The 22,618-nt window shown below is 70.2% G+C and carries 20 protein-coding genes and 1 pseudogene; 13 read left to right on the top strand and 8 right to left on the bottom strand.

Annotated elements, in window-relative coordinates:
* Positions 1-5 precede the first annotated feature (5 nt).
* The 6 genes from rfbH to Q0C41_RS16565 are packed head-to-tail and all read left to right on the top strand — an operon-like array spanning position 6 to position 6,479.
* A complete protein-coding gene (gene rfbH, locus Q0C41_RS16590; RefSeq protein WP_291985401.1) occupies positions 6-1,307 on the top strand; it encodes a lipopolysaccharide biosynthesis protein RfbH in 1,302 nt (433 codons plus the stop codon).
* Positions 1,304-2,083, top strand: a complete 780-nt coding sequence (rfbF, locus tag Q0C41_RS16585) for a glucose-1-phosphate cytidylyltransferase (protein WP_291985399.1) — start codon at positions 1,304-1,306, stop codon at positions 2,081-2,083. Before rfbH ends, rfbF begins: the two co-directional genes overlap by 4 nt.
* Positions 2,080-3,177 carry a CDP-glucose 4,6-dehydratase gene (gene rfbG, locus Q0C41_RS16580; protein WP_291985397.1) on the top strand — a complete coding sequence of 366 codons (1,098 nt, stop codon included), beginning with the start codon at positions 2,080-2,082 and terminating at the stop codon, positions 3,175-3,177. Before rfbF ends, rfbG begins: the two co-directional genes overlap by 4 nt.
* Positions 3,174-4,067: an NAD(P)-dependent oxidoreductase gene (locus Q0C41_RS16575; RefSeq protein WP_291985395.1), complete on the top strand. Its 894-nt coding sequence runs from the start codon at positions 3,174-3,176 to the stop codon at positions 4,065-4,067. Before rfbG ends, Q0C41_RS16575 begins: the two co-directional genes overlap by 4 nt.
* Positions 4,060-5,433 (top strand): hypothetical protein, encoded by a 1,374-nt coding sequence (locus Q0C41_RS16570; protein WP_291985393.1) that lies wholly within the window; start codon positions 4,060-4,062, stop codon positions 5,431-5,433. Before Q0C41_RS16575 ends, Q0C41_RS16570 begins: the two co-directional genes overlap by 8 nt.
* Entirely contained in the window at positions 5,430-6,479 is a 1,050-nt protein-coding gene (locus Q0C41_RS16565; protein WP_291985391.1) for a glycosyltransferase, read from the top strand. Before Q0C41_RS16570 ends, Q0C41_RS16565 begins: the two co-directional genes overlap by 4 nt.
* Here Q0C41_RS16565 and Q0C41_RS16560 read toward each other — a convergent pair.
* From Q0C41_RS16560 to gmd, 3 genes are read right to left on the bottom strand one after another with little or no spacing between them, the layout of a single operon-like run.
* The gene (locus tag Q0C41_RS16560; RefSeq protein WP_291985389.1) at positions 6,419-7,078 is read right to left on the bottom strand and encodes a class I SAM-dependent methyltransferase; all 660 of its coding nucleotides are present in this window, start codon (positions 7,076-7,078) and stop codon (positions 6,419-6,421) included. The genes Q0C41_RS16565 and Q0C41_RS16560 overlap by 61 nt on opposite strands.
* Positions 7,075-8,028, bottom strand: coding sequence for a glycosyltransferase family 2 protein (locus Q0C41_RS16555; RefSeq protein ID WP_291985387.1), 954 nt, complete (start codon positions 8,026-8,028; stop codon positions 7,075-7,077). The genes Q0C41_RS16560 and Q0C41_RS16555 overlap by 4 nt, the downstream gene beginning before the upstream one ends.
* A 29-nt stretch (positions 8,029-8,057) precedes the next feature.
* On the bottom strand, positions 8,058-9,047 hold the full coding sequence (gmd, locus tag Q0C41_RS16550; protein ID WP_291985385.1) for a GDP-mannose 4,6-dehydratase: 990 nt from the start codon (positions 9,045-9,047) through the stop codon (positions 8,058-8,060).
* Between the two features lie 153 nt (positions 9,048-9,200).
* On the opposite strand from gmd, the gene Q0C41_RS16545 reads away from it, so the two are divergent.
* Both Q0C41_RS16545 and Q0C41_RS16540 read left to right on the top strand, forming a co-directional pair.
* A complete protein-coding gene (locus Q0C41_RS16545; RefSeq protein WP_291985383.1) occupies positions 9,201-10,598 on the top strand; it encodes a Wzt carbohydrate-binding domain-containing protein in 1,398 nt (465 codons plus the stop codon).
* A gap of 76 nt (positions 10,599-10,674) precedes the next feature.
* Positions 10,675-11,655 carry an NAD-dependent epimerase/dehydratase family protein gene (locus Q0C41_RS16540; RefSeq protein ID WP_291985381.1) on the top strand — a complete coding sequence of 327 codons (981 nt, stop codon included), beginning with the start codon at positions 10,675-10,677 and terminating at the stop codon, positions 11,653-11,655.
* Here the strand turns inward: Q0C41_RS16540 and Q0C41_RS16535 are convergent.
* Together Q0C41_RS16535 and Q0C41_RS16530 are read right to left on the bottom strand one after the other, a co-directional pair.
* Positions 11,612-13,003 carry a class I SAM-dependent methyltransferase gene (locus Q0C41_RS16535; protein WP_291985379.1) on the bottom strand — a complete coding sequence of 464 codons (1,392 nt, stop codon included), beginning with the start codon at positions 13,001-13,003 and terminating at the stop codon, positions 11,612-11,614. The genes Q0C41_RS16540 and Q0C41_RS16535 overlap by 44 nt on opposite strands.
* Positions 12,984-14,945, bottom strand: a complete 1,962-nt coding sequence (locus Q0C41_RS16530; RefSeq protein ID WP_291985377.1) for a glycosyltransferase — start codon at positions 14,943-14,945, stop codon at positions 12,984-12,986. Before Q0C41_RS16530 ends, Q0C41_RS16535 begins: the two co-directional genes overlap by 20 nt.
* 51 nt (positions 14,946-14,996) lie before the next feature.
* Here Q0C41_RS16530 and Q0C41_RS16525 point away from each other — a divergent pair, with 51 nt between their 5' ends.
* From Q0C41_RS16525 to Q0C41_RS16510, 4 genes are all read left to right on the top strand, one after another.
* Positions 14,997-15,488: a hypothetical protein gene (locus Q0C41_RS16525; RefSeq protein ID WP_291985376.1), complete on the top strand. Its 492-nt coding sequence runs from the start codon at positions 14,997-14,999 to the stop codon at positions 15,486-15,488.
* Entirely contained in the window at positions 15,485-16,789 is a 1,305-nt protein-coding gene (locus tag Q0C41_RS16520; RefSeq protein ID WP_291985374.1) for a hypothetical protein, read from the top strand. Before Q0C41_RS16525 ends, Q0C41_RS16520 begins: the two co-directional genes overlap by 4 nt.
* A gap of 189 nt (positions 16,790-16,978) precedes the next feature.
* On the top strand, positions 16,979-18,001 hold the full coding sequence (locus tag Q0C41_RS16515) for a VPLPA-CTERM sorting domain-containing protein (RefSeq protein ID WP_291985372.1): 1,023 nt from the start codon (positions 16,979-16,981) through the stop codon (positions 17,999-18,001).
* Positions 18,002-18,111: 110 nt separating this feature from the next.
* The gene (locus Q0C41_RS16510; RefSeq protein WP_291985370.1) at positions 18,112-19,074 is read left to right on the top strand and encodes a PEP-CTERM sorting domain-containing protein; all 963 of its coding nucleotides are present in this window, start codon (positions 18,112-18,114) and stop codon (positions 19,072-19,074) included.
* A gap of 51 nt (positions 19,075-19,125) precedes the next feature.
* Here the strand turns inward: Q0C41_RS16510 and rfbD are convergent, their stop codons facing one another.
* The 3 genes from rfbD to Q0C41_RS16495 form a co-directional block, all read right to left on the bottom strand.
* Positions 19,126-19,995 (bottom strand): dTDP-4-dehydrorhamnose reductase, encoded by an 870-nt coding sequence (rfbD, locus tag Q0C41_RS16505; protein WP_291985368.1) that lies wholly within the window; start codon positions 19,993-19,995, stop codon positions 19,126-19,128.
* Complete coding sequence (locus tag Q0C41_RS16500) at positions 19,992-21,185, bottom strand: cation:dicarboxylase symporter family transporter (protein ID WP_367079230.1); 1,194 nt, start codon at positions 21,183-21,185, stop codon at positions 19,992-19,994. Before Q0C41_RS16500 ends, rfbD begins: the two co-directional genes overlap by 4 nt.
* 98 nt (positions 21,186-21,283) lie before the next feature.
* On the bottom strand, positions 21,284-22,414 hold the full coding sequence (locus Q0C41_RS16495) for a DegT/DnrJ/EryC1/StrS aminotransferase family protein (protein WP_291985364.1): 1,131 nt from the start codon (positions 22,412-22,414) through the stop codon (positions 21,284-21,286).
* Between the two features lie 17 nt (positions 22,415-22,431).
* Here Q0C41_RS16495 and Q0C41_RS16490 point away from each other — a divergent pair.
* Positions 22,432-22,618 (top strand): annotated as a pseudogene (locus tag Q0C41_RS16490) (hypothetical protein); the annotation flags it as partial.

Raw genomic sequence — 22,618 nt, 5'->3', positions numbered from 1 at the left:
CACGCATGTGGAGAACTGACATCCTGGAGTTCGTCCGGGCGCGCTATGCCCCGGAGCCGACGACCTTCGTGCCTGGCGAGAGCTACATTCCCGCCAGCGGCAAGGTCCTCGACGTCGACGACCTGGTGGCCCTCACCGAGGCGTCGCTCGACCTCTGGTTGACCGCCGGGCGCTTCGCCGATCGGTTCGAGCGGGATTTCGCGCGGTACGTCGGCCTCCGCTGGTGCCGACTCACCAACTCCGGTTCGTCGGCCAACCTCCTGGCCTTCTCCGCGCTCACGTCCCGCACCCTGCCGCGGCCGATCCTGCCCGGCAGCGAGGTCATCACCGTCGCCGCAGGCTTTCCGACGACCGTCGCCCCGATCGTCCAGCACGGCTGCGTCCCCGTGTTCGTGGACGTGGACTACGCCACGCACAACATCGACGTCGGGGCGCTCGAGGGCGCGCTCAGCGACAAGACACGCGCCGTGATGGTCGCGCATGCGCTGGGCAACCCCTTCGACGCCGCCGCCGTGGCGGCCTTTGCCCGGGCCCACGACCTGTACCTGATCGAGGACTCCTGCGACGCGCTGGGCGCCACGCTGCACGGGCAGACGGTCGGCACGTTCGGCGATGTGGCGACGGTCAGCTTCTACCCCGCCCACCACATGACCATGGGCGAAGGGGGCGCGGTCCTCGGCAAGAGCCCGCAGATCATGCGGAGCGTCGAGTCGTTCCGCGACTGGGGCCGCGACTGCTGGTGCGCACCGGGCAAGGACGACACCTGCGGCAAGCGCTTCGGCTGGCAACTCGGGGACCTGCCCGAGGGTTACGATCACAAGTACATCTACACGCATCTGGGCTACAACCTGAAGGCCACCGACATGCAGGCCGCCATCGGGTGCAGCCAGCTCGCCAAGGTGGACGGGTTCATCGCCACGAGGCGAGCGAATCACGCCTACCTGGCCCGCGGCTTCCGCGAACGCGGCCTCACCGACACCTTCGACATCGTCGAGGCCACGCCGGGATCGGAGCCGAGCTGGTTCGGCTTCGTGCTGTCGCTCGTCCCCGGGGCCCGTTGGAACCGGCGTGACGTGACGCGGTATCTGGAAACCCGCAAGGTGGGCACCCGGCTCGTGTTCGCCGGCAACCTCGTGCGACAGCCCGCGATGCAGGGCGTGCCCCACCGCGTGGCAGGCGATCTGACGCACACGGATCGCGTGATGACCAGCAGCTTCTGGGTCGGCGTGTGGCCGGGCCTTGGGCAGGCGCACCTCGACTACATGCTCGACGTCTTCACCAGCCTGCGACGGGAGATGCAGTCGTGAAGGCCGTGATCCTGGCCGGTGGGCTCGGCACGCGCCTCAGCGAAGAAACGGGTCTCAAGCCGAAGCCGATGGTCGAAGTCGGCGGCAAGCCGCTGCTGTGGCACATCATGAAGATCTACAGCTGCCACGGCATCACCGACTTCGTCGTCTGCCTCGGGTATCGCGGCTACGTGGTGAAGGAGTACTTCGCCAACTACTCGCTCCACATGTCCGACGTGACGTTCGACCTGGCGCGCAACCAGATGACCGTGCATCAGAGCTTCTCCGAGCCCTGGCGCGTCACGCTGGTGGACACCGGCGCACTCACGTTGACGGGCGGCCGCCTCAAGCGCGTGCGCGACCACCTGGACGACGAGACGTTCCTCATGACGTACGGCGATGGCGTGGCCGACATCGACGTCGCCGCCAGCATCGCCTTCCATCGCGCGCATGGCCGAGCCGCCACGCTCACCGCCACCCAGCCGCCCGGGCGATTCGGCCGGCTGGTCTTCGGCGACCAGGACGCCGTCGTGGAGTTCGAGGAGAAGCCCGAAGGCGACGGCGCCTGGATCAACGGCGGCTTCTTCGTGCTCGAACCCGCAGTGCTGGACTACATCGAGGGCGACGAGACCTCGTGGGAGAGTCACGCGCTGCCGCGCCTGGCCGCCGACGGACGCCTCGGCGCCTACAGGCACCACGGCTTCTGGCAGCCGATGGACACGCTGCGCGACCGGCAGCGCCTCGAGGAACTCTGGGCGGCAGACCGTGCGCCATGGAAGGTGTGGGACCGCCGATGACGACGGGGCCGGTGGGCCAGGTCGTGCCCGCGCGCTGGCGCGGTCGCCGGGTGCTCGTCACGGGCCACACGGGCTTCAAGGGCGCGTGGCTCGGGACCTGGCTTGCGGCGATGGGCGCTGAGGTGCACGGGCTGTCGCTGGCCCCGGTCACCACGCCCTCGCTGTTCGACCTGATCGCTCTCGCGACGCAGGTCCGCCATACCGTCGGTGACATCCGCGATGCAGCCGTCGTGCGGGACGCGGTGCGGACCGCCGCGCCCGAGGTGGTGTTCCATCTCGCCGCGCAGCCGCTCGTGCGCGCGTCCTACCGTGACCCGCTCGAGACGTTCGACACCAACGTGCGCGGCACGGCGCACGTCCTGGACGCCTGCCGCCACGCACCGGGCGTCGCGGCCGTCGTGTGCATCACCACCGACAAGTGCTACGAGAATCGCGAGTGGTCGTGGGGCTATCGCGAGGACGACCCCCTCGGCGGCCACGACCCCTACAGCGCGAGCAAGGCCGCCGCCGAAGTGGTCGCGGCGTCGTATCGGCGGTCGTTCGGTCCCGAGTCGATGGCCATGGCGCACCTGGCGACCGCGCGGGCCGGCAACGTCATCGGCGGTGGCGACTGGAGCGAGGACCGCCTCGTGCCAGATGCCGTCCGTGCCTTTGCGGCCGGCCGCACGCTCGATGTCCGGCGACCGCACGCCACGCGCCCGTGGCAGCACGTCATCGCCCCGTTGTCGGGCTATCTGGTGCTGGCCCAGGCGCTTCTGGAGGACCGTCCCGTCGCGGAGGCCTGGAACTTCGGGCCACGAGACGAGGACGTGGTGCCCGTCGGGGCCTTTCTCGACCGCCTGGTCGCGGCCTGGGGCCCGGGCGCGGCGTGGCGGGTCACCGGCGCCGACCAGGGCCCGCACGAGGCCGGCCTGCTCAAGCTGGACACCAGCAAGGCCCGACACGCGCTCGGCTGGCAGCCGCGCTGGGATCTCGACACGGCCGTCGTGCAGACGGTGGCCTGGTACCGCGCCTGGCAGGATGGGGCCACGGCCGACCGGCTGCGACAGGTGATGCTCGACCAGATCGGCGCGTACGTCCGCGCGGACGCATGATGGATCGGCGGGTGCTCGTGACCGGCGCCACCGGGTTCATCGGCGGCGCCGTCTGCCGCCAGTTGGCGGCCGCGGGCTACACCGTCCACGCGGTGTATCGCACGGCCGGACGGCCACCAGTCCCCTCGCTCCCGGTCCGGACGTGGCACCCGCATGAGGGCACCGACGCCAGCATGCGGCAACTGGTCGCCGAGGCCGCGCCCGAGGCCATCGTGCACCTGGCCGCGCATCTGGCTGGCCCGGCCGGCGACGGCGACGTGCAGGCACTGGTCGACGGCAACGTGCTGCTGGGAGCCCAGCTCCTGGCCGCCGCGACGGCGACGGGCTGCCGGCACGTGGTGACCACCGGCACTTACTGGGAGTACCTCGCCGGGTCGCAGGCCGTGTCGCTGTACGCCGCGCTCAAACAGGCGTTCGCCCCCGTCGTGCAATATCACTGCGACGCCTTCGGCATGCGCGCCCTCACGCTGACGCTCTACGACACCTATGGTCCGGGCGACCCTCGCGGCAAGTTCCTGTCGCTGCTGATGGACGCGGCCATGACCGGCGTGCCGCTCGACGCCAGTGACGGCCTGCAGCAGATCGATCTCGTGCACGTGGACGACGTGGCGCGGGCCTACGTCGAGGCGCTCACGCACGTGCGGCAGGTGCCGGCCGGCACCCATGCCACCTTCGCGGTCCGTTCCGGCCAGGCCGTCTCCCTCCGTGAGATTGCAGACGCCGTCGCGCACGCGCTGGGCCGGCCCGTCCCCGTGCGCTGGGGCGCCCGTGCCCGAGCGCCCCGCACCTTCGATCGCCCACCCGAGCTGGCGGCCCTGCCCGGCTGGCAGCCGCGGATCACGCTCGAGGCGGGCATCGCCACGCTGCTCGCCCCTCCTGCCGATGCCTGACCGCGTCGATGCCCCCAGAGGCGGCGTCCGCGGCGCCGCGACACGTCTCGGCATCGACCGCGCCGTGGACTTCACGGTGTCCGGTCGCGTCCTGACGCTCACCTTGGGGCTGCTGGCGGCAGCCTTCGTGGTCCGGTTCCTGTCGCGTGTCGAGCAAGGCTTCCATTACACGTTCCTGAGCCTGCTGACCGCACAGGTGTTCTTCGAACTCGGCTTCGCCTACACGACGATGCAGTTGGCGGCGCACGAGAAGGCACGGCTGGAATGGCAGGCCGACGGCACGCTCGGCGGCGACGCCAGCGCCCTGCACCGCCTGGCGTCGCTGCAGTCGCTGACGCTGCGATGGAGCCTCGTGGTGGCGGTCGTGTTCATCCTCTGCCTGGCACCGGCGGGGTTGTGGTTCTTCGGTCGCGCCGACGTCGCTGGCGTGACCTGGCGTGGCGCCTGGGTGTGGCTGGTGGCAGCCACTGGCGTCAGCCTGGCGACGACGCCCGTGCTGGCACTGCTCGAAGGCTGTGGTCTGGTGGCGCGCGTGGCACTCGTCCGGTCGATCGCGACGCTGGCCAGCCAGGCGACGCTCTGTGTTGCCCTGGCGTTCGGCGCGGGCCTGCGATCCGCGCCCATGGCGGCCACGGCCGCCGCCGCGGTGCCATTGACCTGGCTGCTGCTGCAGGCACGCCCGGCGCTGGTGGCGCTGGCGTCGGTCAGCGCCCCGGGCGGGCTGTCCTGGCGCCGGGAGGTCTGGCCGCTGCAGTGGCGGCTCGGCCTGTCGTGGCTGAGCGGCTTCTTCATCTACTACGCGTTCAATCCGATCCTCTTCCAGATCGCGGGGCCGACGGAGGCCGGGCGGTTCGGCCTCGCGTTGTCGGTGACGGGCACGATCTCGACCGTCGGCCTCGCGTGGATCTCGACGCGCGTGCCGACGTTCTCGGGACTGGTCGCCCAGCGCCGCTTCGTCGACCTCGATCGCCTGTTCTGGCGCAGCCTCGCGCAGGCGGTGCTGGTTGCGGGCCTGCTGGCGGCGGGCCTGCTGGCGGGCGTCGCCGTCTTGACGTTCGCCCAGCATCCGCTCACGACCCGCATCGTCGAACCGGTGGCCTTCCTGGCCCTCGTGCTGGCCGCGCTGGCCAACGTCGTCGCGAGCAGCGAGGCGGCCTACCTGCGCTCCTACAAGCAGGACCCGTTCATGGGGATCTCGCTGCTGACCGCGGTGCTGGTGACTGGCAGTGCGGTGATGGCCGCACGAGCCTACGGCACGACGGGGGTCGCGGTGACGTACCTGGGCGTCATCAGCACCGTGATGCTCGTCGGCGGACATCTGATTTTCGTGCGCAAGCGCGCGCTCTGGCAGGGAACCACGCCGTGACCACGCCCACGCTGACGATTGCCATTCCGACCTATCGACGCCCCGAGGCACTGCGCAAGGTGCTGGCGCGCCTCCTGCCGCAGCTGACGCCAGCCTGCCGGGTGGTCGTGCTCGACAACGCGTCGCCAGAGGGATGGCCCGCCGACATCACCGCGTGCGTCGCGCCGTACGGCGACGCCGTGCGACTGACCCGCAACCGGGTCAACCTGGGCATGTCGGGCAACTTCCTGCGCTGCTTCGAGTCGTGCGAGACCGAGTGGCTCTGGCTGCTGTGCGACGACGACGAGCCGACGGCGACGGCGGTGGCCGAGGTCCTGGCGCACTGCCATCGCCATGGTGACGCCGCCTTCATCAACTTCACCAATGCCCGCGTGCGTCGCACCGCGTCGGTCACGGCCACCGGCCTCGACGCGCTGATCGCCCGGATCGACGACTTCGGGCTGCTGCTGTTCGCCTCCGTGGGCCTGTACCGGATGCCGGCGATCCTGCCGCATCTGCGCCTCGGCTTCCACCATGCGTACACGATGGCGCCCCACCTCGCACTCGTGCTGGCGGCGGCCCGCGCCGGCGAGACGTGCGTGCTGGCCACGAGCCAGATTGTCGAGGCCCAGAGCGTGGGTGGTGTGAGCGGGCAGTGGTCGCACCTGGACGCGTGTCTCGCGATGAACACCCTGGCCGAATTGCCCATGGCCCCCGCGAGCCGACGGCGGCTGCTGTCGATGATCGCGAGCACGCTGACGCTCGAGGCACCGGCCTATCAGTTGCTGGGTCGCCAGGTGCAGGGCGACATCGATGGCGACAGCGCGCGGTACTACCTCGATCAGGTGTTCGGACGCACGTGGTACGGCCACCGCGCGTGGTCGGTGTGGGTGAAGTACCGGCTCTACCGACTGATGCTGCGGCATCCGTCGCGCGGCTTCGCCTTCTTCCAGTGGATCAAGCGCCGTCGGGGACGCACGGCCGACGAGATGGTCGTCCCGGACCGCTACGACCGGACCGCGCCACCGGGAGATGCCGATCCGTCCGGGCGACGGACGACATCGTAGGTGACTTCGTAGCACGGGAACCATCCGGTCCAGCCGGCCTCGTAGAGTTCCTGCGTCAGTCGTGACGCGTTCACCCAGAGCCCCAGGACCTTGCGGAAGGCGTGGCGCAGGTAGAACGGCGGCGTCGACTTGAAGCCGAGGCGGACGTCCTGCAGGACCAGGCCGGTGTCTCCGAGGTACTTCGGCACGGCACGACGGAACAGCGGGTCCTCGGCCAGGTACGAGAAGGTGTACAGGCCGAACGCCGACTTGTGGGTCCAGTCGGAGTAGTAGTACGGGTTGGAGAAATGCGGCGTGACCGTCCGCATCAGGCCGCCCGGCTTGAGGATGCGCCGGACCTCGAGTACCAGGCGCGCCAGGTCGGGCAGGTGCTCGGCGAAGTGGTACGAATACACGGCCTCGACCGACGCATCCGGGAACTCCGCCAGCACGTCGAAGATGTCGCCGACGAGGTCCACGCCGTCGAGGTCGCGCATGTCGACGCCGACCGCCTCCGCATGCCGCTTGTGACCGCCGACACCGAGTTCGAGGGTCACGGTCTCCCCGGCCCTGACCCTGCCGAGGATGCCGATCTTGTCGAGCACTGCCGGCGTGGTCATGAGAGGCGCGGCCTCGACAGGGCCTCGGGTGGCGCCCAGCCCTCGTGCAGGAGCATGCGGTAGGCACGCAGTATCTCGCGCGCCTCGGTGAGGGAACCACCAACGGCGGCGCGCAGCAGCCGCGCCGGGAACTCCACGAGGAACGTCAGGGCCAGCACACCCGCGCGACTGGGCGCCGAGAAGTGCTTGCCGGCGTACAGGAAGCGGCTGCGCAGCGAGTAGAACAACCGCCGGGCCCGCACCTGATTGCTCGACAGCCCCCCGATGTGCTGCGCCGAGACATGGCCCAGGCACACCGAGATGAAGCCGCGCCGAGCCGCACGCAACGACAGGTCGACCTCTTCGAAGTAGACGAAGAAGCGCTCGTCGAAACCGTCGAGTTCATCGAAGAGGCGACGACGAATCAGGAAGAAGGCGCCGATGATCTGGTCGACCACGCGCTGCGCGGCGCACTCGTCTGCGTCCATGAGGTGCTCGGGAAAGGCCGACGGCAGCAGCCGCGAGAGACCGGTGGCCTGGCCGAGGAAGATGCGCAGCGAGGGATAGCGCGCCCCGGACGTGGTGGCACGACCGTCTGCCGTCAGCAGGCGGATGCCACAGATGCCGACCGCGGCGTTGGCCGGGGCCTCCATGTAGGCCAGCGGCTCCCGCAGGGCATCGGCGGTGACCTGGGTATCGGGGTTGAGGAACAGCAGATAGTCGCTGTCGCTGCCGTCCGCCCCCTGGTTGCAGGCGGCCGCAAAGCCGCGGTTGTCGGCATTGCGGACGACGTGCAGCGGCAGGTCGAGGTCGTCGAGCCCCTCACAGGACCCGTCGGTGGAGGCATTGTCCACGACGGTCACGTCCCGGAGGGGGACGCCCGCCGACGCGGCACTGACCGCCTCGAGGCAGCGGCGCAGTTCGTCACCGGTGTTCCAGTTCACGATGACGATGTGCAGGGACGGCGACATCCGGTCAGGAGACGACGTGGCGGTGACGCTCACGCCAGCGGTTGGGCAGGCACCGCGGCCTTCTCGAGCCGCGCGACATCGGCATCGACCATCATCGTCACCAGCCCGCGGAAGTCGACGTCCTGCTTCCAGCCGAGTTGCGTGCGCGCCTTGGTCGGATCGCCGATGAGGAGATCCACTTCGGCCGGACGGATGAAGCGCGGGTCCAGCTTGACGTAGCGCTCCCAGTCGAGGCCGACGTGGCTGAACGCGACCTCGACGAGCTCGCGGACCGGGTGGGTCTCGCCCGTGGCGACGACGTAGTCGTCCGGGGTGTCCTGCTGCAGCATCAGCCACATCGCCTTGATGTAGTCACCGGCGAAGCCCCAGTCGCGACGCGCATCGAGGTTGCCGAGCGGCAGGCTGTCGGCGAGCCCGAGCTTGATGCGGGCCACGCCATCGGTCACTTTGCGGGTGACGAACTCGAGGCCGCGCCGCGGCGACTCGTGGTTGAACAGGATGCCCGAGCAGGCATACATCCCGTAGCTCTCGCGGTAGTTGACCGTGATGTAGTGACCGAAGACCTTCGACACGCCGTACGGCGAGCGCGGGTGGAACGGCGTGTCCTCGCTCTGGGGCACGGCCCGGACCTTGCCGTACATCTCGCTCGAACTGGCCTGATAGAAGCGGGTGTCGGCCTTGACCTGGCGGATGGCTTCGAGCACGCGCGTCACGCCCTGGCTGTTGAACTCGCCCGTCAGCAGGGGCGTGTCCCACGAGGCGGGCACGAACGACATGGCGGCCAGGTTGTAGAACTCGTCCGGCTGCACTTCGTCGATGAGGCGCAGGATCGACAGCTGATCCAGCAGGTCGCCCGGGCGCAGGTCGATGCGGTCGAGCAGATGCTCGATGCGCCACAGGTTGGGCGCCGAGGAGCGGCGCACGACGCCGACGACGCGATACCCCTTGTCGAGCAGGAACTCGGCGAGGTATGACCCGTCCTGGCCAGAAATCCCGGTGATCAGTGCTGTCTTTGGCATGCAGACTCGAAAAGAAGCGGCAATCGGGCGGTGCGCGCAGGCATGGCACCACCCTGCGGCATGGGAGACAGGCCGCTGATTTGCCGTAGTGTACCGCAGGCGCCGGCTGGGCCGGCAGACGCCGAGGCGGTGGGTGCGCTAGGCTGAGCGGTCATGCCAGGCACGGCGGCTCCGATCCTCGCCGTCGAGGGACTCGGGCGAGCCTTCGACATCTTCCCGAGCGACGGCGCTCGTACCCGACACCTGATCTGGTCGGCGGCGACGCACCTGCCGGGGGTGGCGCCCACCGCGCGGCAGCGGCGCGCGGCCCTGACGACACGGACCTGGGCCCTGCGCGACGTGTCCTTCACGGTGGGACGCGGCGAGTCGGTCGGGGTCATCGGCGCCAACGGCTCCGGGAAGTCGACCCTCCTGCACCTGCTCTGCGGCACACTGGCCGCCTCCGAGGGCGCCGTGCACACCACCGGTCGGATCGGGGCCCTGCTCGAACTCGGCACCGGGTTCTCCCCCGATCTGACCGGTCGGGAGAACATCCGCCTGAGCGGTCTCCTCCACGGCGTCGACGAGGCCACGATTGGCGCGCGGACCGACGCCATCGCGGCCTTCGCGGACATCGGCGCCTACCTGGAGCAGCCGGTCCGCACTTACTCGAGCGGCATGTACGTCCGGCTCGCCTTCGCCGTCATGGCCCACCTCGACGCCGAGGTGCTGATCGTGGACGAAGCCCTGGCCGTTGGCGACATCCGCTTCGTCCAGAAGTGTCTGGCCCACCTCGATCGGTTTCGCGCGCGCGGCGGCACGCTGCTCTTCGTGAGTCACGACCTGCCGGCCGTCCAGCGCCTCTGCAACCGCGTGATCTGGCTCGACCGGGGACGCCTGTGCATGGACGGTCCACCGCGCGAGGTGACCGAGGCGTACTTCGATTCGATGATCGGAAACCGGGCACCGGGCACCGGGCACCGGGAACCGGGAAGCGGCAACCGGGAACCGGGAAGCGGGCACCCGCCTCCGCCGACGGCTTCGGCGGGCCGGGGGCCGGACTCGGGAATGGGGTCGCCCTCGCTGGCGGATTCGAGGGAGGGCCGGCTCGCCGAGCCGGCCGCCTCGCCGGCCGCCGCCGGTGCGCGGCTGGTCGAGGTACGGTTGGTCGACGCCTCAGACCGCCCCGTCACCACCATCGTCGGCGGCGAGCAGGTGACCCTGCACGTCGAGGCCGCGAGTCGCCGCCCTCTGGCGCAGCCGGTAATCGGCTTCTACGTCAAGGACCGTCTGGGCCAGCAGCTCTTCGGGGACAACACACTGGCCGCCGCGGGAGGTCCCGCCGCCGACGACGACGGGCGCCTGGTGGCGCGGTTCTCCTTCGTCATGCCGCGGCTGTTCCCCGGAGAGTATCTGGTCGCCGTGGCCATCGCCGACGGCACCCAGGCCGATCACGTGCACCACGAGTGGCGACATGAGGCCTGGCAGTTCGTCTCGGCCTGGCCGGGCGGCGCCACCGGACTGGTCGGCATCGACGTGGAGGTGCGCTGGCTGGATCCAGCACGCCCGTGACACCTTCGCTGGCCCGGACGCACGGGGGTCCGGGCCGCCCCATGCCGGTCTGCAGCCCCGAGAGGATCATTCAGAAATGCACGCACTCATCACCGGCGGCGCCGGCTTCATCGGCTCGCACCTGTCGGATGCCCTGCTGGCCGCCGGACACCACGTTCACGTCCTGGACGACCTGTCCACCGGGGCGATGGCCAACATCGCCCATCTGAAGGCGCATGCTCGCTTCGGCTACACGATCGACTCGGTCGCCAACGAGCCGCTGGTCGCGGAGCTGGTGGACGGCGCCGACGTCGTGTTCCACCTGGCTGCAGCCGTCGGCGTCCGCAAGATCGTCGAGGAGCCGGTCGCGACGATCGAGACCAACGTGCACGGGACCGAGGTGCTGCTCCGGCAAGCCAACAAGAAGAAGCGCCTCGTGGTGCTGGCCTCCACCTCGGAGGTGTACGGCAAGAGCACCGACTTCCCGTTCCGCGAGGAGGCCGACCTGGTCATGGGCCCGACGCACAAGCATCGATGGGCCTACGCCTGCAGCAAGGCCCTCGACGAGTTCCTCGCCCTGGCCTATTACAAGGAACGCCGTCTGCCGGTCATCATCGTCCGACTGTTCAACACCGTCGGGCCCCGGCAGACTGGCCAGTACGGCATGGTCATCCCGACCTTCGTCGGACAGGCGCTGCGCGCCGACGCCATCACGGTGCACGGCGACGGCCAGCAGTTGCGCAGCTTCACGTACGTCGGCGATGTGGTGCGCGCCCTGGTGGCGCTCGCCCAGGAGCCGCGCGCCATCGGCCAGGTCTTCAACATCGGCAATGGCGAGGAGATCTCGATCCTGGCGCTGGCCGAGAAGGTGAAGGCGATGACCGGCAGCACGTCGGACATCGTGAAGATTCCGTACGAAGAGGCCTACGAATCTGGCTTCGAGGACATGGCGCGGCGGGTCCCCGACATCTCGCGCATCGCGGCCCTGATCGGCTATGCCCCGAGCGTCGGCCTCGACCAGGTCCTGACCGAGGTCATCGCCTCGATGCGCCCGCCAGCCGGCGCGCCAGTCGACTGAGCTGCGCCCGGATCCAGGGCATGGTGCGCAGCCAGGCGTCACCGCGGGCCAGCGCCCGGAACGCCACGGCCCCCTGCAGGCGGCGGAACTCCGCCGCTTCCGCCGCGAGCGTGGCTGCCGCGTCGGGCGTGGGCGCCACGGCCTGATACCGATCGAGTTCGTCGAGGACACGCACCTCCCCGCCGCGCGCCGCGATCCGCGGCACCTGCGCCGCCAGGCTCTCGGCGAACTCGCGCTGCACGCAGAGGTCGCGCAGCAGCGTCGCGATCGCGTCACTGGCCTGCTGGAGTTCCTCGACACGCGCCGTGAGCTGATGGCGGAGCATGTCGCGGTCGGCCTCGAGGTCGATCTGGCGTGCGGTCGCAGCGGATGCCGCCTCGTGCGCGGCGTCGATGGCGGCCGCCGCGGCGTCGTGTGCGGCATCGGCCGCGAGCAATGCCGCCTCGTGCGCGGCGTGGGTCGACGCCGCCCGGGTCTCATGGTCGCGCAGGGTGGCTTCGAGGTGCGCGACATACTCGGCGACCCGACGCAATTCCGCCGTCAGCGCGTCCTCGCGGGCGCGGCCGGTCGCTTCGGCCTGCGCCGCGAAGTCCTCGAGACGACGGTAGGCCGCCTGCTGACTGCGCAGGCGCGACAGCAGGACCTGCAGCAACCCTCCGCCGACCGCCGGGCCCGCCGACGGTGCGGCGATCACGACGAACTGATAGACGCGCGACAACGGATCGTCCGCCACGGCCTCGAGCACACCCGCGGGTACCCCGGCCGCGGGGGGCTCCAGCTCGGTCTCCTCGAGACCGCGTTCGACGGTGAGCAGGTCGAGGACGCCGAAGCCCGCGCCGGTCACCAGCGCCTGCAGCGAGTCCTGGTCGAAGAAATGCAGATGGGTGCGATCCAGCAGACCGACGTCGGTGCGCGGGAAGCGCCCCTGCAACAGGGAGAGGCGGACGGCGCCGTGGGTCACGTTGGGCACCGAGAGCAGGGCCCGTCCCCCTGGCGCCAGCCACGCGCGTGTCCGGGCGAGCAGTGCCCCGGGATCCACGAGATGCTCGAGGACATCGAGCATCAGCACCACGTCGAAGGCGGCCGGCGGCACGGCGTCCGCGGGGAGCGTGTCGAGATCGGCCTGGATCGTCGTCAGGCCGCGGGCGATCAACGCCGCGACGCCCTCCGCGTCGCGCTCGATTGCGGTCACCTGACAGCCGCGGTCGCGCAAGGCGCACGCTACGGCCCCGTCGGCCGCGCCCAGGTCGAGCACCCGACTCCCAGGCGGCACCGCGAGCACCGCGAGGGTGTGGACGTTCTCCAGATCCTGCAGGTCGATCGCGCGGCTATACCGGGTGACGGACACCGACGCCCTCCAGGGTGAGATCGGCCAGCCATGCCGCCCAATCGGTGGCCACCGGCACCGCCGCCATCGCGGCCTCGATGGCCGTGCGATGGGCCCGCCAGACGTCGACGTCCCGCAGGCGGGTCACGATGGCCGCCGCGAACGCCACGGGGTCGTCGTGTACGACCACGGTGTCCGCCGGCAGCCCCTCGAGTCCCTCGGCGCCAACGGTCGTGGCCACCACCGGGACGCCATACTGCAAGGCCTCCAGCGTCTTCAGCTTGACGCCGGCGCCGAACCGCAGCGGCGCGATGGCCACGCGCAACTGGCGGTAGAAGGCGGCCAGGTCCGGCACGAAGCCCTCGCCGCGGACATGCACCCCCTGCAGGCGATCCAGCGGCGGGGGGATGGTGCCGGTCACCCGCAGCCGTGCCCACGGCACCTCCGCGATCACCAGCGGCAGCACCTCGGTCGCGAACCACGCCAGGCCGTCGCCGTTGGGTGACCCCGCGCCCGCGAGCCAGCCCGCGACAAAGCCGATGTCGGCGCGGCCCGCGAGCGTCGAGGCGGTGAGGGCCGCGCGAGACAGCCACGGCGTGACCACCCGAACGCGGCCGGCCCCACGGGCTTCGAAGAAGGCCGCCTCGTCCCGCGAGACACAGATGATCTCGTCGGCCCGTTCGGCGATGGCGGCCTCGGCCTCGAGCCACTCGGTAGCCTGCCGCTGCAACTCGCGCGACAGATCGCCCGTGGCGAGATGGGCCTGGCGCAGCAGCCGCCGATGGTAGAGCGCTTCGGCGTCGTAGACGAGACGCGGGCGAGCGGCGGGCGCGAGACGTGCGAACACCTCGCACGCGCGCCGCGCGTTGTTGGGACGCGAGACGACGACGACATCGCTGGCGCGCGCCTCCGCCTCGAACACCTCGTCGACACGCCCGTCGATCACCGCCACACCCGCGGCGGCCAGCACCGGCGTGTACGACGCCGGCACCTCGGTGGGCAGCATCCGCACCCGCGCGCCGGCCTGCGCCAGGCCGAGCAGCGCGTCGGCCATGCGATCGAATCCGGACCCGAGTCCATGGCTCGGCACGCGGTCGTCGAGCACCAGCACGCGCGGACCATCACCCTCCAGCCGCCGCGCGGCGGCCTCCTCGGCCTCACGGACGCGGGACGGGTCGGTGGGGGGCAGGACGCGGGACGCCAGCAGGGACGACCGCTTCGCCACGAGGCGCGCATGATGCCGCGCGAAGAGGAACTGCTTGAATCGCGACGTGGAACTCGCCGACTCGGCATGGGTCACGTCACTGCGAGGGTCGACCCACACCTCGTAGCCCGCCTCGTCGAGACCGAGGCAGAAGTCCACGTCTTCGTAGTACGCCGGGTGGAACTCCTCGTCGAAGCCGCCGATGGCGTCCCAGGCCTCGCGCCGCACCAGCAGCGCGCACGCAGAGGCATAGTCGACCCGACGACGCCACCGCCACGCGAGTGAGTCCGGGGCCTCGCCGCGCCCGAACGGCCGGGTCGTGCCATCACGCCAGATGATCGAGCCGATCTCCTGCACGCGCCCGTCGCCCCCGAGGACGCGAGGACCGACGGCGCCGGCGCGCGGCCGCTCCGCCATCGTCTCCAGCAGCGGCTCCAGCCACCCTGGCGACACGCACACATCGTCGTTGAGGAACATCACGAAGGGCGTCGTACTGGCGCGCACCCCGAGTTGGCACCCGCCGGCGAAGCCACGATTGATCGCACTGTCGACGACACGGATGCCTGGGGCAGCGGCGGCCACGGCACGCACGGCCGGCGCCGCGCCGTTGAGGACGACGATCACCTCCGGCACGGCGTGGCCGGCCGCGTGGGCCGGCCGGAGCGCGGCGAGACACGCGGCCAGATGCCCCGCCTGCGAGACCGTGGGAATGATCACGCTCACCGCGGAAGCGGGTGTGCGTCGACGGTCTCTCTGCATGCTCGCGCATGCTACCATCCGCCGCGCGCGCGCAGCACGGCGCCCAACGCGATGCCACGCCGTCTCCTGCTCCTCGTCGTGGCCATCGTCATCAGCCAGGCCTGGCCGCTCTCGCGCCTGTGGCCGGCGCTGCCCGCCGGCCACGAGGCCAGCCGGTCGCCAAGCAGCGACGTGCTGATGCAGGCCCTCCCCTTCCCGGATGCGGCGCACCGCCTCGCCGCCATCGCCGGGACTCTGCCCCTGTCGCCCGGCGTCGTCGTCGCACACACGCCGGCAGACCACCTCGCCAGTGCGTACTTCGTGATCGCCATGCACCTGTGGCCGCGGCAGGTCTCGTACGTCGCCTGCGCGCCGGTCCCGCAGGTCGAGCAGTTCCGTGCGCCGCACGTGCCGCCGGTCTTCACCTGGCGGATCGACCTGCGACCCGGCACCGTGCGTCCCGTGCACGTGTCGCCCGGCGTGCCCTCGCAGGACCCGGCCGCGCTCTGCGCCTCGGCGTTCGAGGACACGGATCGCACGGGTGGCGGAGTCACGACACGGTGAGCGGAAGCGTGCTGCTCGGCATCGGTGTGGCGTGGACGGCCGGCATCGCAGTCGTGGGTCTGTGCTGGCCGCGAACCGAGCGCCTGCCCCTCATCGCGTCGCTGGCGCTGGGTGGCGCCATCGGACCGTTCGCAGTGGGCGTCGCCTTTCTGGCAGGGGGCACGGCGGGCGTGCCGGCGGCTCGCAGCGTGCCGGTCATCGGCGCGCTGACGATGATGGCGGCCGCGTGGGTGGCGTGGCGCCGCTGGCGACTCCCTCTGAGTCGGGGCCCGCGCACGCCGCTCGTGGTGCTCCTGGTCGTGGCCTCGGCCATCGTCTGGAGTACCTGGGTCGCCGGTCGCACGCATCTGGGCTGGGACGGGACCGTGGTCTGGTACCACAAGGCACGGATGCTCGCGGCGAGCGACGGCGCGATGCCGTCGACGGCCCTGGCGGATCCGACGCGATCGTGGACGGCGCCGGATTACCCGCTTCACGTGCCGCTGGCCATGGCGTGGGTCCGCGCCTGGCAGCCAGACGAGGACGAGCGCGCCATCAAGTGGCTGCCAGCGGCGTGGTGCGCCGCCGTGTGGCTGCTGGTCGCGGCCGCGGTCCTGGAGCGGACACGATCGGCGGCGTGGACGACCGCCGCCGTCCTCTTGCTGGTGACGGCACCCCGGTTGCTGGTCGGCGAAGGCAGTTATACGAGCGGCTACGCTGATGGTCCGCTGGCGGGCGGGTTGGCGGCGCTGCTGTGGATCGTCTGGCGCAGCGACGACGACGAGACGGGGATCTGGCAGCCGCTGCTGGTGACGCTGGCGGTGGTCGTGGCGTGCACGAAGCAGGAAGGACTCGTGGCCGTGGCCGTGGCCGGCGTCGTGAGCGCCTGGCGGGCGGGTCGGTGGTCGCGAGGCGCGTTCGCGGTGCCGGCGATCGCCGTGGCTCTCGGGTGGCAGACGTGGGTAGTGTGGCAGGGTGCCCCAACCGGAATGGCGTACGAGTGGCCGGGGCTGTCTGGCGCGGTGGAACGCGTGGGGCCGATCGCCGCGGCGTACGTCGGGGAATGGCTGGATGTCGGCGTCTGGGGCGGATTGTGGCCCGGCCTCGCCATCCTGCTGTGGGTGCACCGGAAATCGGTCGCGATGGGCCCTCTTGCGATCCTCGCAACTACTTCATTCTTCGGGGCGTTAGCCTTCGTGTGGTCGGACTGGCCATCCGTAAGCCTGCACCTAAATGTGACCGTCCCGCGTCTAATCGCAGCGATCGCCCCCTCGATGATTGTTATCGCGTGTGGCGCAGGAAGTTCCCCGAAGCGCACCTAGAGTCAGCCGTATAGGTGACTTTCAGGATTCTGTCCTGCCGACCCTGCATCGGTTCGTGGAGGCATGTCGGCGTACTTACTGGTTGTTGGTCGGATTCCCGTGACATTGCGCGTCACGCCCCGGCCCTTCCGCAGAGGTGGCACCGTGGTTGCAATGACGCAGGTGGCGGCTCCCCAGGCCCCAAAGTCCATGTCCAAGCTGTTCGCATTCACTGTTGTTGCCGCCGTCACCGTCGCCCTGCCGGGTGTCGTGCACGCTGGCAGCGTCGTCTTGTTCCCCACGGCTCCCGGTCAGACGGCCGACTTCAAGCCCGTGAACCCGCTCGCGGCCGGTGATGGCGCTGGTGGCTACTGGGACAACAAGTCCTACGACAGCTGGACCCAGGGCGTCGGGAGCGCGTGCAACGCCGCCGCGATCGTCGCGGGGGGCACCTGCGACTGGAAGGCATTTCCGGCGGCAGTGCCACCGGCGCCGTACCAGAACCTCACCAATCCAGTGACGGCCGATCCGGGGTCGCTGCAGTACTACGGCCGGACCGACGGCGCCACGCCCGACACGCCCGACAACTTCTACTTCACGGGACCGTGGGCACTGTCGTTCGAGGTGCTGTTCCAGTTGTCGGCCTGGGATGACACGGTCGAATTCGGCTGGTACGAAGCGGGCAACCCCGACAACCGGACGCCGCTGCTGCCGCTGCCTGGTCAGCCGCGGGGCCCGTACAGCGACAACCTCGGCGCCACCGATCCGCAGGGCAGGACGTCAGCCAACATTCCGCAGGACTTCGGCTTCTACTACCGCAACACGCGATACGGCAGCACGCCGGCCGACGAGATCCTGTTCTTCACCGAGTCGCGCTTCAACCGCATCGGCAACTACTTCGGGTACTTCTCGGACCCGCAGTCGGGCCTGTGGCAGCAGACCAACCTGCGATTCGATGACGAAGGGTTCTTCCAGCTGTATGGCGGGGCCCCGCAGCAGCAGTTCGCGTTGTTCACCGACGCCAGCGGCCGCTTCTGGCTGGGCCTCGAGGATCAGATCGGCGACATCACCGAGGCGTTCTGCGAGAACCGCGGCCTGCAGCCCTGCTCGGACTACGACCACAATGATCTGATCATCAGCATCGTGCCCCGGCCGGTACCGGAGCCCGCATCGGTGACGTTGCTGGCGGGTGGCCTGCTCGGCGCGGCATGGATGCGTCGCCGCCGACAGTAGCCGTCACAGACAGGACGGGCGCGTTCCAGGGAACGCGTCCGAGTACCCGGTGGCCGGCTCCAAGCGTCGGCCCCGTCCATTGCTGGTCGGGTGGTTGTCAGGAGATCGTCATGCGTTTCTCCGTCGTCGTCTTCGCCGCTTCTCTCGTGGTGTCCGTCCCCGTCACGGCCACGGCCGCGTCCCTCGTCTTCGAGGGCACGCCCGGGCAAACGGCGGCCTGGAAGCTCCTCGAGTCCGGCACCGGCGTCGGCACGCACGGGTACTGGGACCGCACCTCCTACGACAGTGCCGGCACCCTCGGCGCCGCACGATGCGCGGCGGGCACGCTCGTCGCCGGGCTGCCGTGCGACTGGGTGCCACGCGCCTCCTCGCCGATCAGCAACCCCGAGCCCGCAACCCCGGGCTCGCCCGTCGAGTACTTCGGCCTCGTGGGCGCGCCGGCGCCGGGTGGGGACAGCCCGCTCGATTTCTACTTCACGGGCCCCTTCACCTTCGACTGGACGGTGTTGTTCCAGCTGACCGCGTGGTCGTCGACCGTCGAGTTCGGCTGGTACGAGGCGGGGGCTCCAGACGTCCGGACCCCGCTGCTCGGCCTGGGCGGGCCCTTCACGACCAACGACGGCTCGCCGGGCACCGCCGGGCGGGTCACCGTGCCTGCCGCGGACTTCGGCTTCTACTACCGCAACACCCGGTTCGGCGACGACGTGATGTTCTTCACGCAGTCGCGCTTCAATCGGATGGGGGCGTACTTCAGCTACTTCGCCGAGCCGCAGTTCAATGGCGGCTCGTCGCTGTACGAAGATGAACAGGCCTTCGAACGCGCCTTCGATCTGTCGCGGTTCCAGCAGTTCGTGGTGTTCCGGCAGGGGGATCGCTACTGGGTGGGCCTCGAGGATCAGTTCGGGCAGCCGACCAGCGCCTTCTGCCACGACCCGGCCGTGCAGCCCTGCTCGGATTACGACTTCAACGACCTGATCATCGCCTTCGACCCACCGCCGGTCCCGGAGCCAGCGCTGGGGGCACTGCTGGCGACTGGCCTTGCGGCGGTCGTCGCTCGGCGACGACGGTCGTAGTCATGCGGATCGGCCCAGGGCCGACGCGACGGCCGGCTCGGAGAGCCGGCCCTACCCACCCGTCGGCAGCCCCTGCCCACCCGTCGGCAGCGTCGACACGTACCTGCTGACGGCGTCCTGCCACGTGGGCAGGGGGTGTCCGACGGCCTGCGCGAGCCTGGCGTTGGACAAGGCACAGTAGACCGGTCGACGCGCGCGCAGCGAGACGTCCTTCACTGACGTGAGGGTCAGCAGGTCGTGGCGCGCGCCGAGCAGGTCGGCGATGTGTCGCCCGACCTCGGCCCAGGTCGCAGCGCCACTGTTGACACAGTGGAAGAGTCCCGACGGCACGTCGCGCGCCAGCAACGCCAGGGTCGCGTCCCGGACGTCCATCACGTAGCTGGGCGTCACCACGCGGTCCATGAAGACCGGGGTCTGGCGGCCCTCGCGCAGCGCCGAGGCGATCTTGTCCACGCTGCTCCTTGCCTGATGTCCACCGAACAGGCTCTCGACGCGCAGCACGTACCACCGTGGGGCATCGCGCGCGAACCACTCCCCCAGCAGCTTCGAACACCCGTAGACGCTCACCGGCCGCGCCCGGCTGTCCTCGTCGTACGGCGCGGACGCCTCGCCGTCGAACACGAAGTCGGTGCTGTAGTGCACGAACGTCGCGCCGACGCGGATGGCTGCCGCCGCCATGGCCCGCACGGCGATGCTGTTGACCGCCAGGGCGGTCGCCACGTCGTCCTCGGCGCCGTCGACGTTGTTGTAGGCGGTGCAGTTGACGAGGACGTCGGGGCGGGCGCGATCGACCGCCGCGAAGAGCGACGCCTGGTCGGTGACATCGACGTCGGCGCGCGTCAGGCCGACCACCTCGTGAGCGGTGCCGTCGACGAACGTGCTGCCCAGTTGCCCGGCAGCGCCCACCACGAGGAGCTTCATCGGAACTTCGCGATCTGCTGGTCGTCCAGCACGCCTTCCCACCGGGCGACCACGGCCGTGGCGAGGCAGTTGCCGGTGACGTTGACGGCGGTCCGCCCCATGTCGAGCACCTGATCGATCCCCAGCAGGATGGCCGCACCTTCGAGCGGCAAGCCGAAGCTGCCGAGGGCCGCCGTCAACACGACCAGCGCCCCGCGCGGCACGCCCGCGACGCCCTTGCTGGTCAGCATGAGGGTGAGCATCATCATCAGCTGCTGGCTCCACGTCAGCTGGATGCCCGCCAGCTGCGCCACGAACACGCTGGCGATGGACAGGTACAGCGTGGTGCCATCGAGGTTGAAACTGTACCCGGTGGGTAGCACGAATCCGACGATGTTGCGCGGCACGCCGAAGCGCGCCATCACGTCGAGCGCCTTGGGCAGGGCCGCCTCGGAACTCGCGGTCGTGAAGGCAATCAGGAACGGCTCGCGTATAGCCCTGAGGAAGGTGAAGAACGGCACGCGAATCAGCAGCGCGACGCCGCCGATGACCAGGAACAGGAAGATCACCAGCCCGAGATACATCACCCCGACCAGCTTGCCGAGGGTGACGAGGATGCCGAGTCCGCGGCCACCGACCGTGGCGCCGATGGCTGCCATGACGCCGATCGGCGCGAACATCATCACGTAGGCAGTGAAGCGGAACATCACCTGCGCGACCGACTCGAGGAAGTCGAGGACCGGCCGCCCCTTCTCGCCCACCCCGGCCAGGGCGACGCCGAAGAAGGACGCGAACACGACCACCTGCAGGATGTCGCCGCGAGCCATGGCGTCGAAGATCGACGTCGGGAACATGTGCAGGAAGACCTCGGTCAGCGTCTGCTGGCGGGTGGCCATCGCCGCCACGGCCTCGGTGCCCGTGCCCGAGAGCGTCACGCCGGCGCCTGGCTGGAACCAGTTGACGAGGCCGAGCCCGAGCACCAGCGCGAGGGTCGTGGCGACCTCGAAGTAGATGATGGCCTTGAGGCCGATGCGGCCCATCGCCTTCATGTCGCCGGTGCCGGCGATGCCGACCACGAGCGTGCTGAAGAGCAGCGGCGCGATGATCATCTTGATCATGCGCAGGAAGGCATCGGCGAGCGGCTTGAGCGCCACCGCCAGATCCGGCACCGTGGCGCCGAGCAGGATGCCCACGGCCAGGCCGATGAAGATCTGCGTGGTGGTGCCTGGCCACCACCACGGCCCGGTCGCAGGGCGATCCGCTGGAGCGCCAGGCGCCTCGATCTCAATCCTCGCCACGTCGATGGACCTCAGGCCCGGGCGTAGAACGCGGCGATGGTCTCGACCACGTACTGTTGCTGGACCGCTGTGAGCTCGCTGTAGATGGGTAGCGCCAGCGTCTCGGCCGCGGCCTGCTCCGACACCGGCAGCGCGCCGGCAGGAACACCGAGGAACGCGAAGCACGGCTGCAGATGGAACGGCACCGGATAGTAGATCTCGCAGCCGACGCCGTGGGCCCGGAGATGATCACGCAGGGCATCGCGCCGGTCCGCGCGGATGACGAACTGGTTGTAGATGTGCCGTCGGCCCGGCAGTTCCACGGGCAGGGTCACGGGGGCCTCAGGCGCCAGCGCGGCGAACAACTGGCGGTAGCGATCGGCATTGCGCCGGCGCGCCTCGGTCCATGCCTCGAGGTGCCGCAGCTTGACGCGCAGGACGGCGGCCTGCATCGCCGCCATCCGGAAGTTGCCGCCGACCTTCTCGTGGTGATACGTCCGCTGCGCGCCGTGCACGCGCAGCAGCCGCACCCGGGCCGCCATCTCGTCGTCGGCCACCGTGACCAGCCCGGCGTCGCCGGCGGCGCCGAGATTCTTGCTCGGGTAGAAGGAGAAGCAGCCGAAGCGCCCGAGCGTGCCGAGGGACGTGCCGTCCAGCGTGGCGCCGATGGCCTGGGCGGCGTCCTCGATGACCTGCAGGCCATGGTCGCAGGCCAGCGCGAGCAGCGGGGTCATGTCGGCGGCCTGGCCATACAGGTGCACTGGCACGATGGCCTTCGTTCGGGGCGTCAGAGCCCGTCGCACCGCCTCGACGTCGAGGTTGTAGCTGACCGGGTCGATGTCCACCAGCACCGGCGTCGCGCCGACGCGGCTGACGCAGCCGGCCGTGGCGAAGAACGAATAGGTCGGCACGATGACCTCGTCGCCGGGCCCGAGGTCGAGGGCCATCATGGCCACCAGCAGCGCATCCGTGCCCGAGCTGACCCCGATGGCATGCCTGGCGCCGAGGTAAGCGGCCACTTCCGCTTCGAACGCCTCCACCTCCGGCCCCAGGATGAACTTCTGCGTGTCGACCACGCGCGTGACGGCGTCGACGACGGCGTCACGGATGGGGGCGTACTGGGCGGCGAGATCGAGCAACGGCACCTGCATCACTGGGTGCATGCTACACTCGGCCCGCCGTGGCGGCCAACGATCTCCGCGCCCTCGTGGCCTACCGCGGCCTGCTCCGCGGTCTCGTCCAGCGCGATCTCACTGTCAAGTACAAGGGCTCCCTGCTGGGTGTGGCGTGGTCGTTGCTGCACCCGCTGGTGATGGTCGCCGTCTACACCCTCGCCTTCCGCTACGTGGTACGGGTGCCGATCGAGC

The organism is Luteitalea sp., assembly GCF_022842525.1.
Lineage (GTDB): Bacteria > Acidobacteriota > Vicinamibacteria > Vicinamibacterales > Vicinamibacteraceae > Luteitalea.
This window is presented reverse-complemented; position numbering and strand designations above follow the sequence as displayed.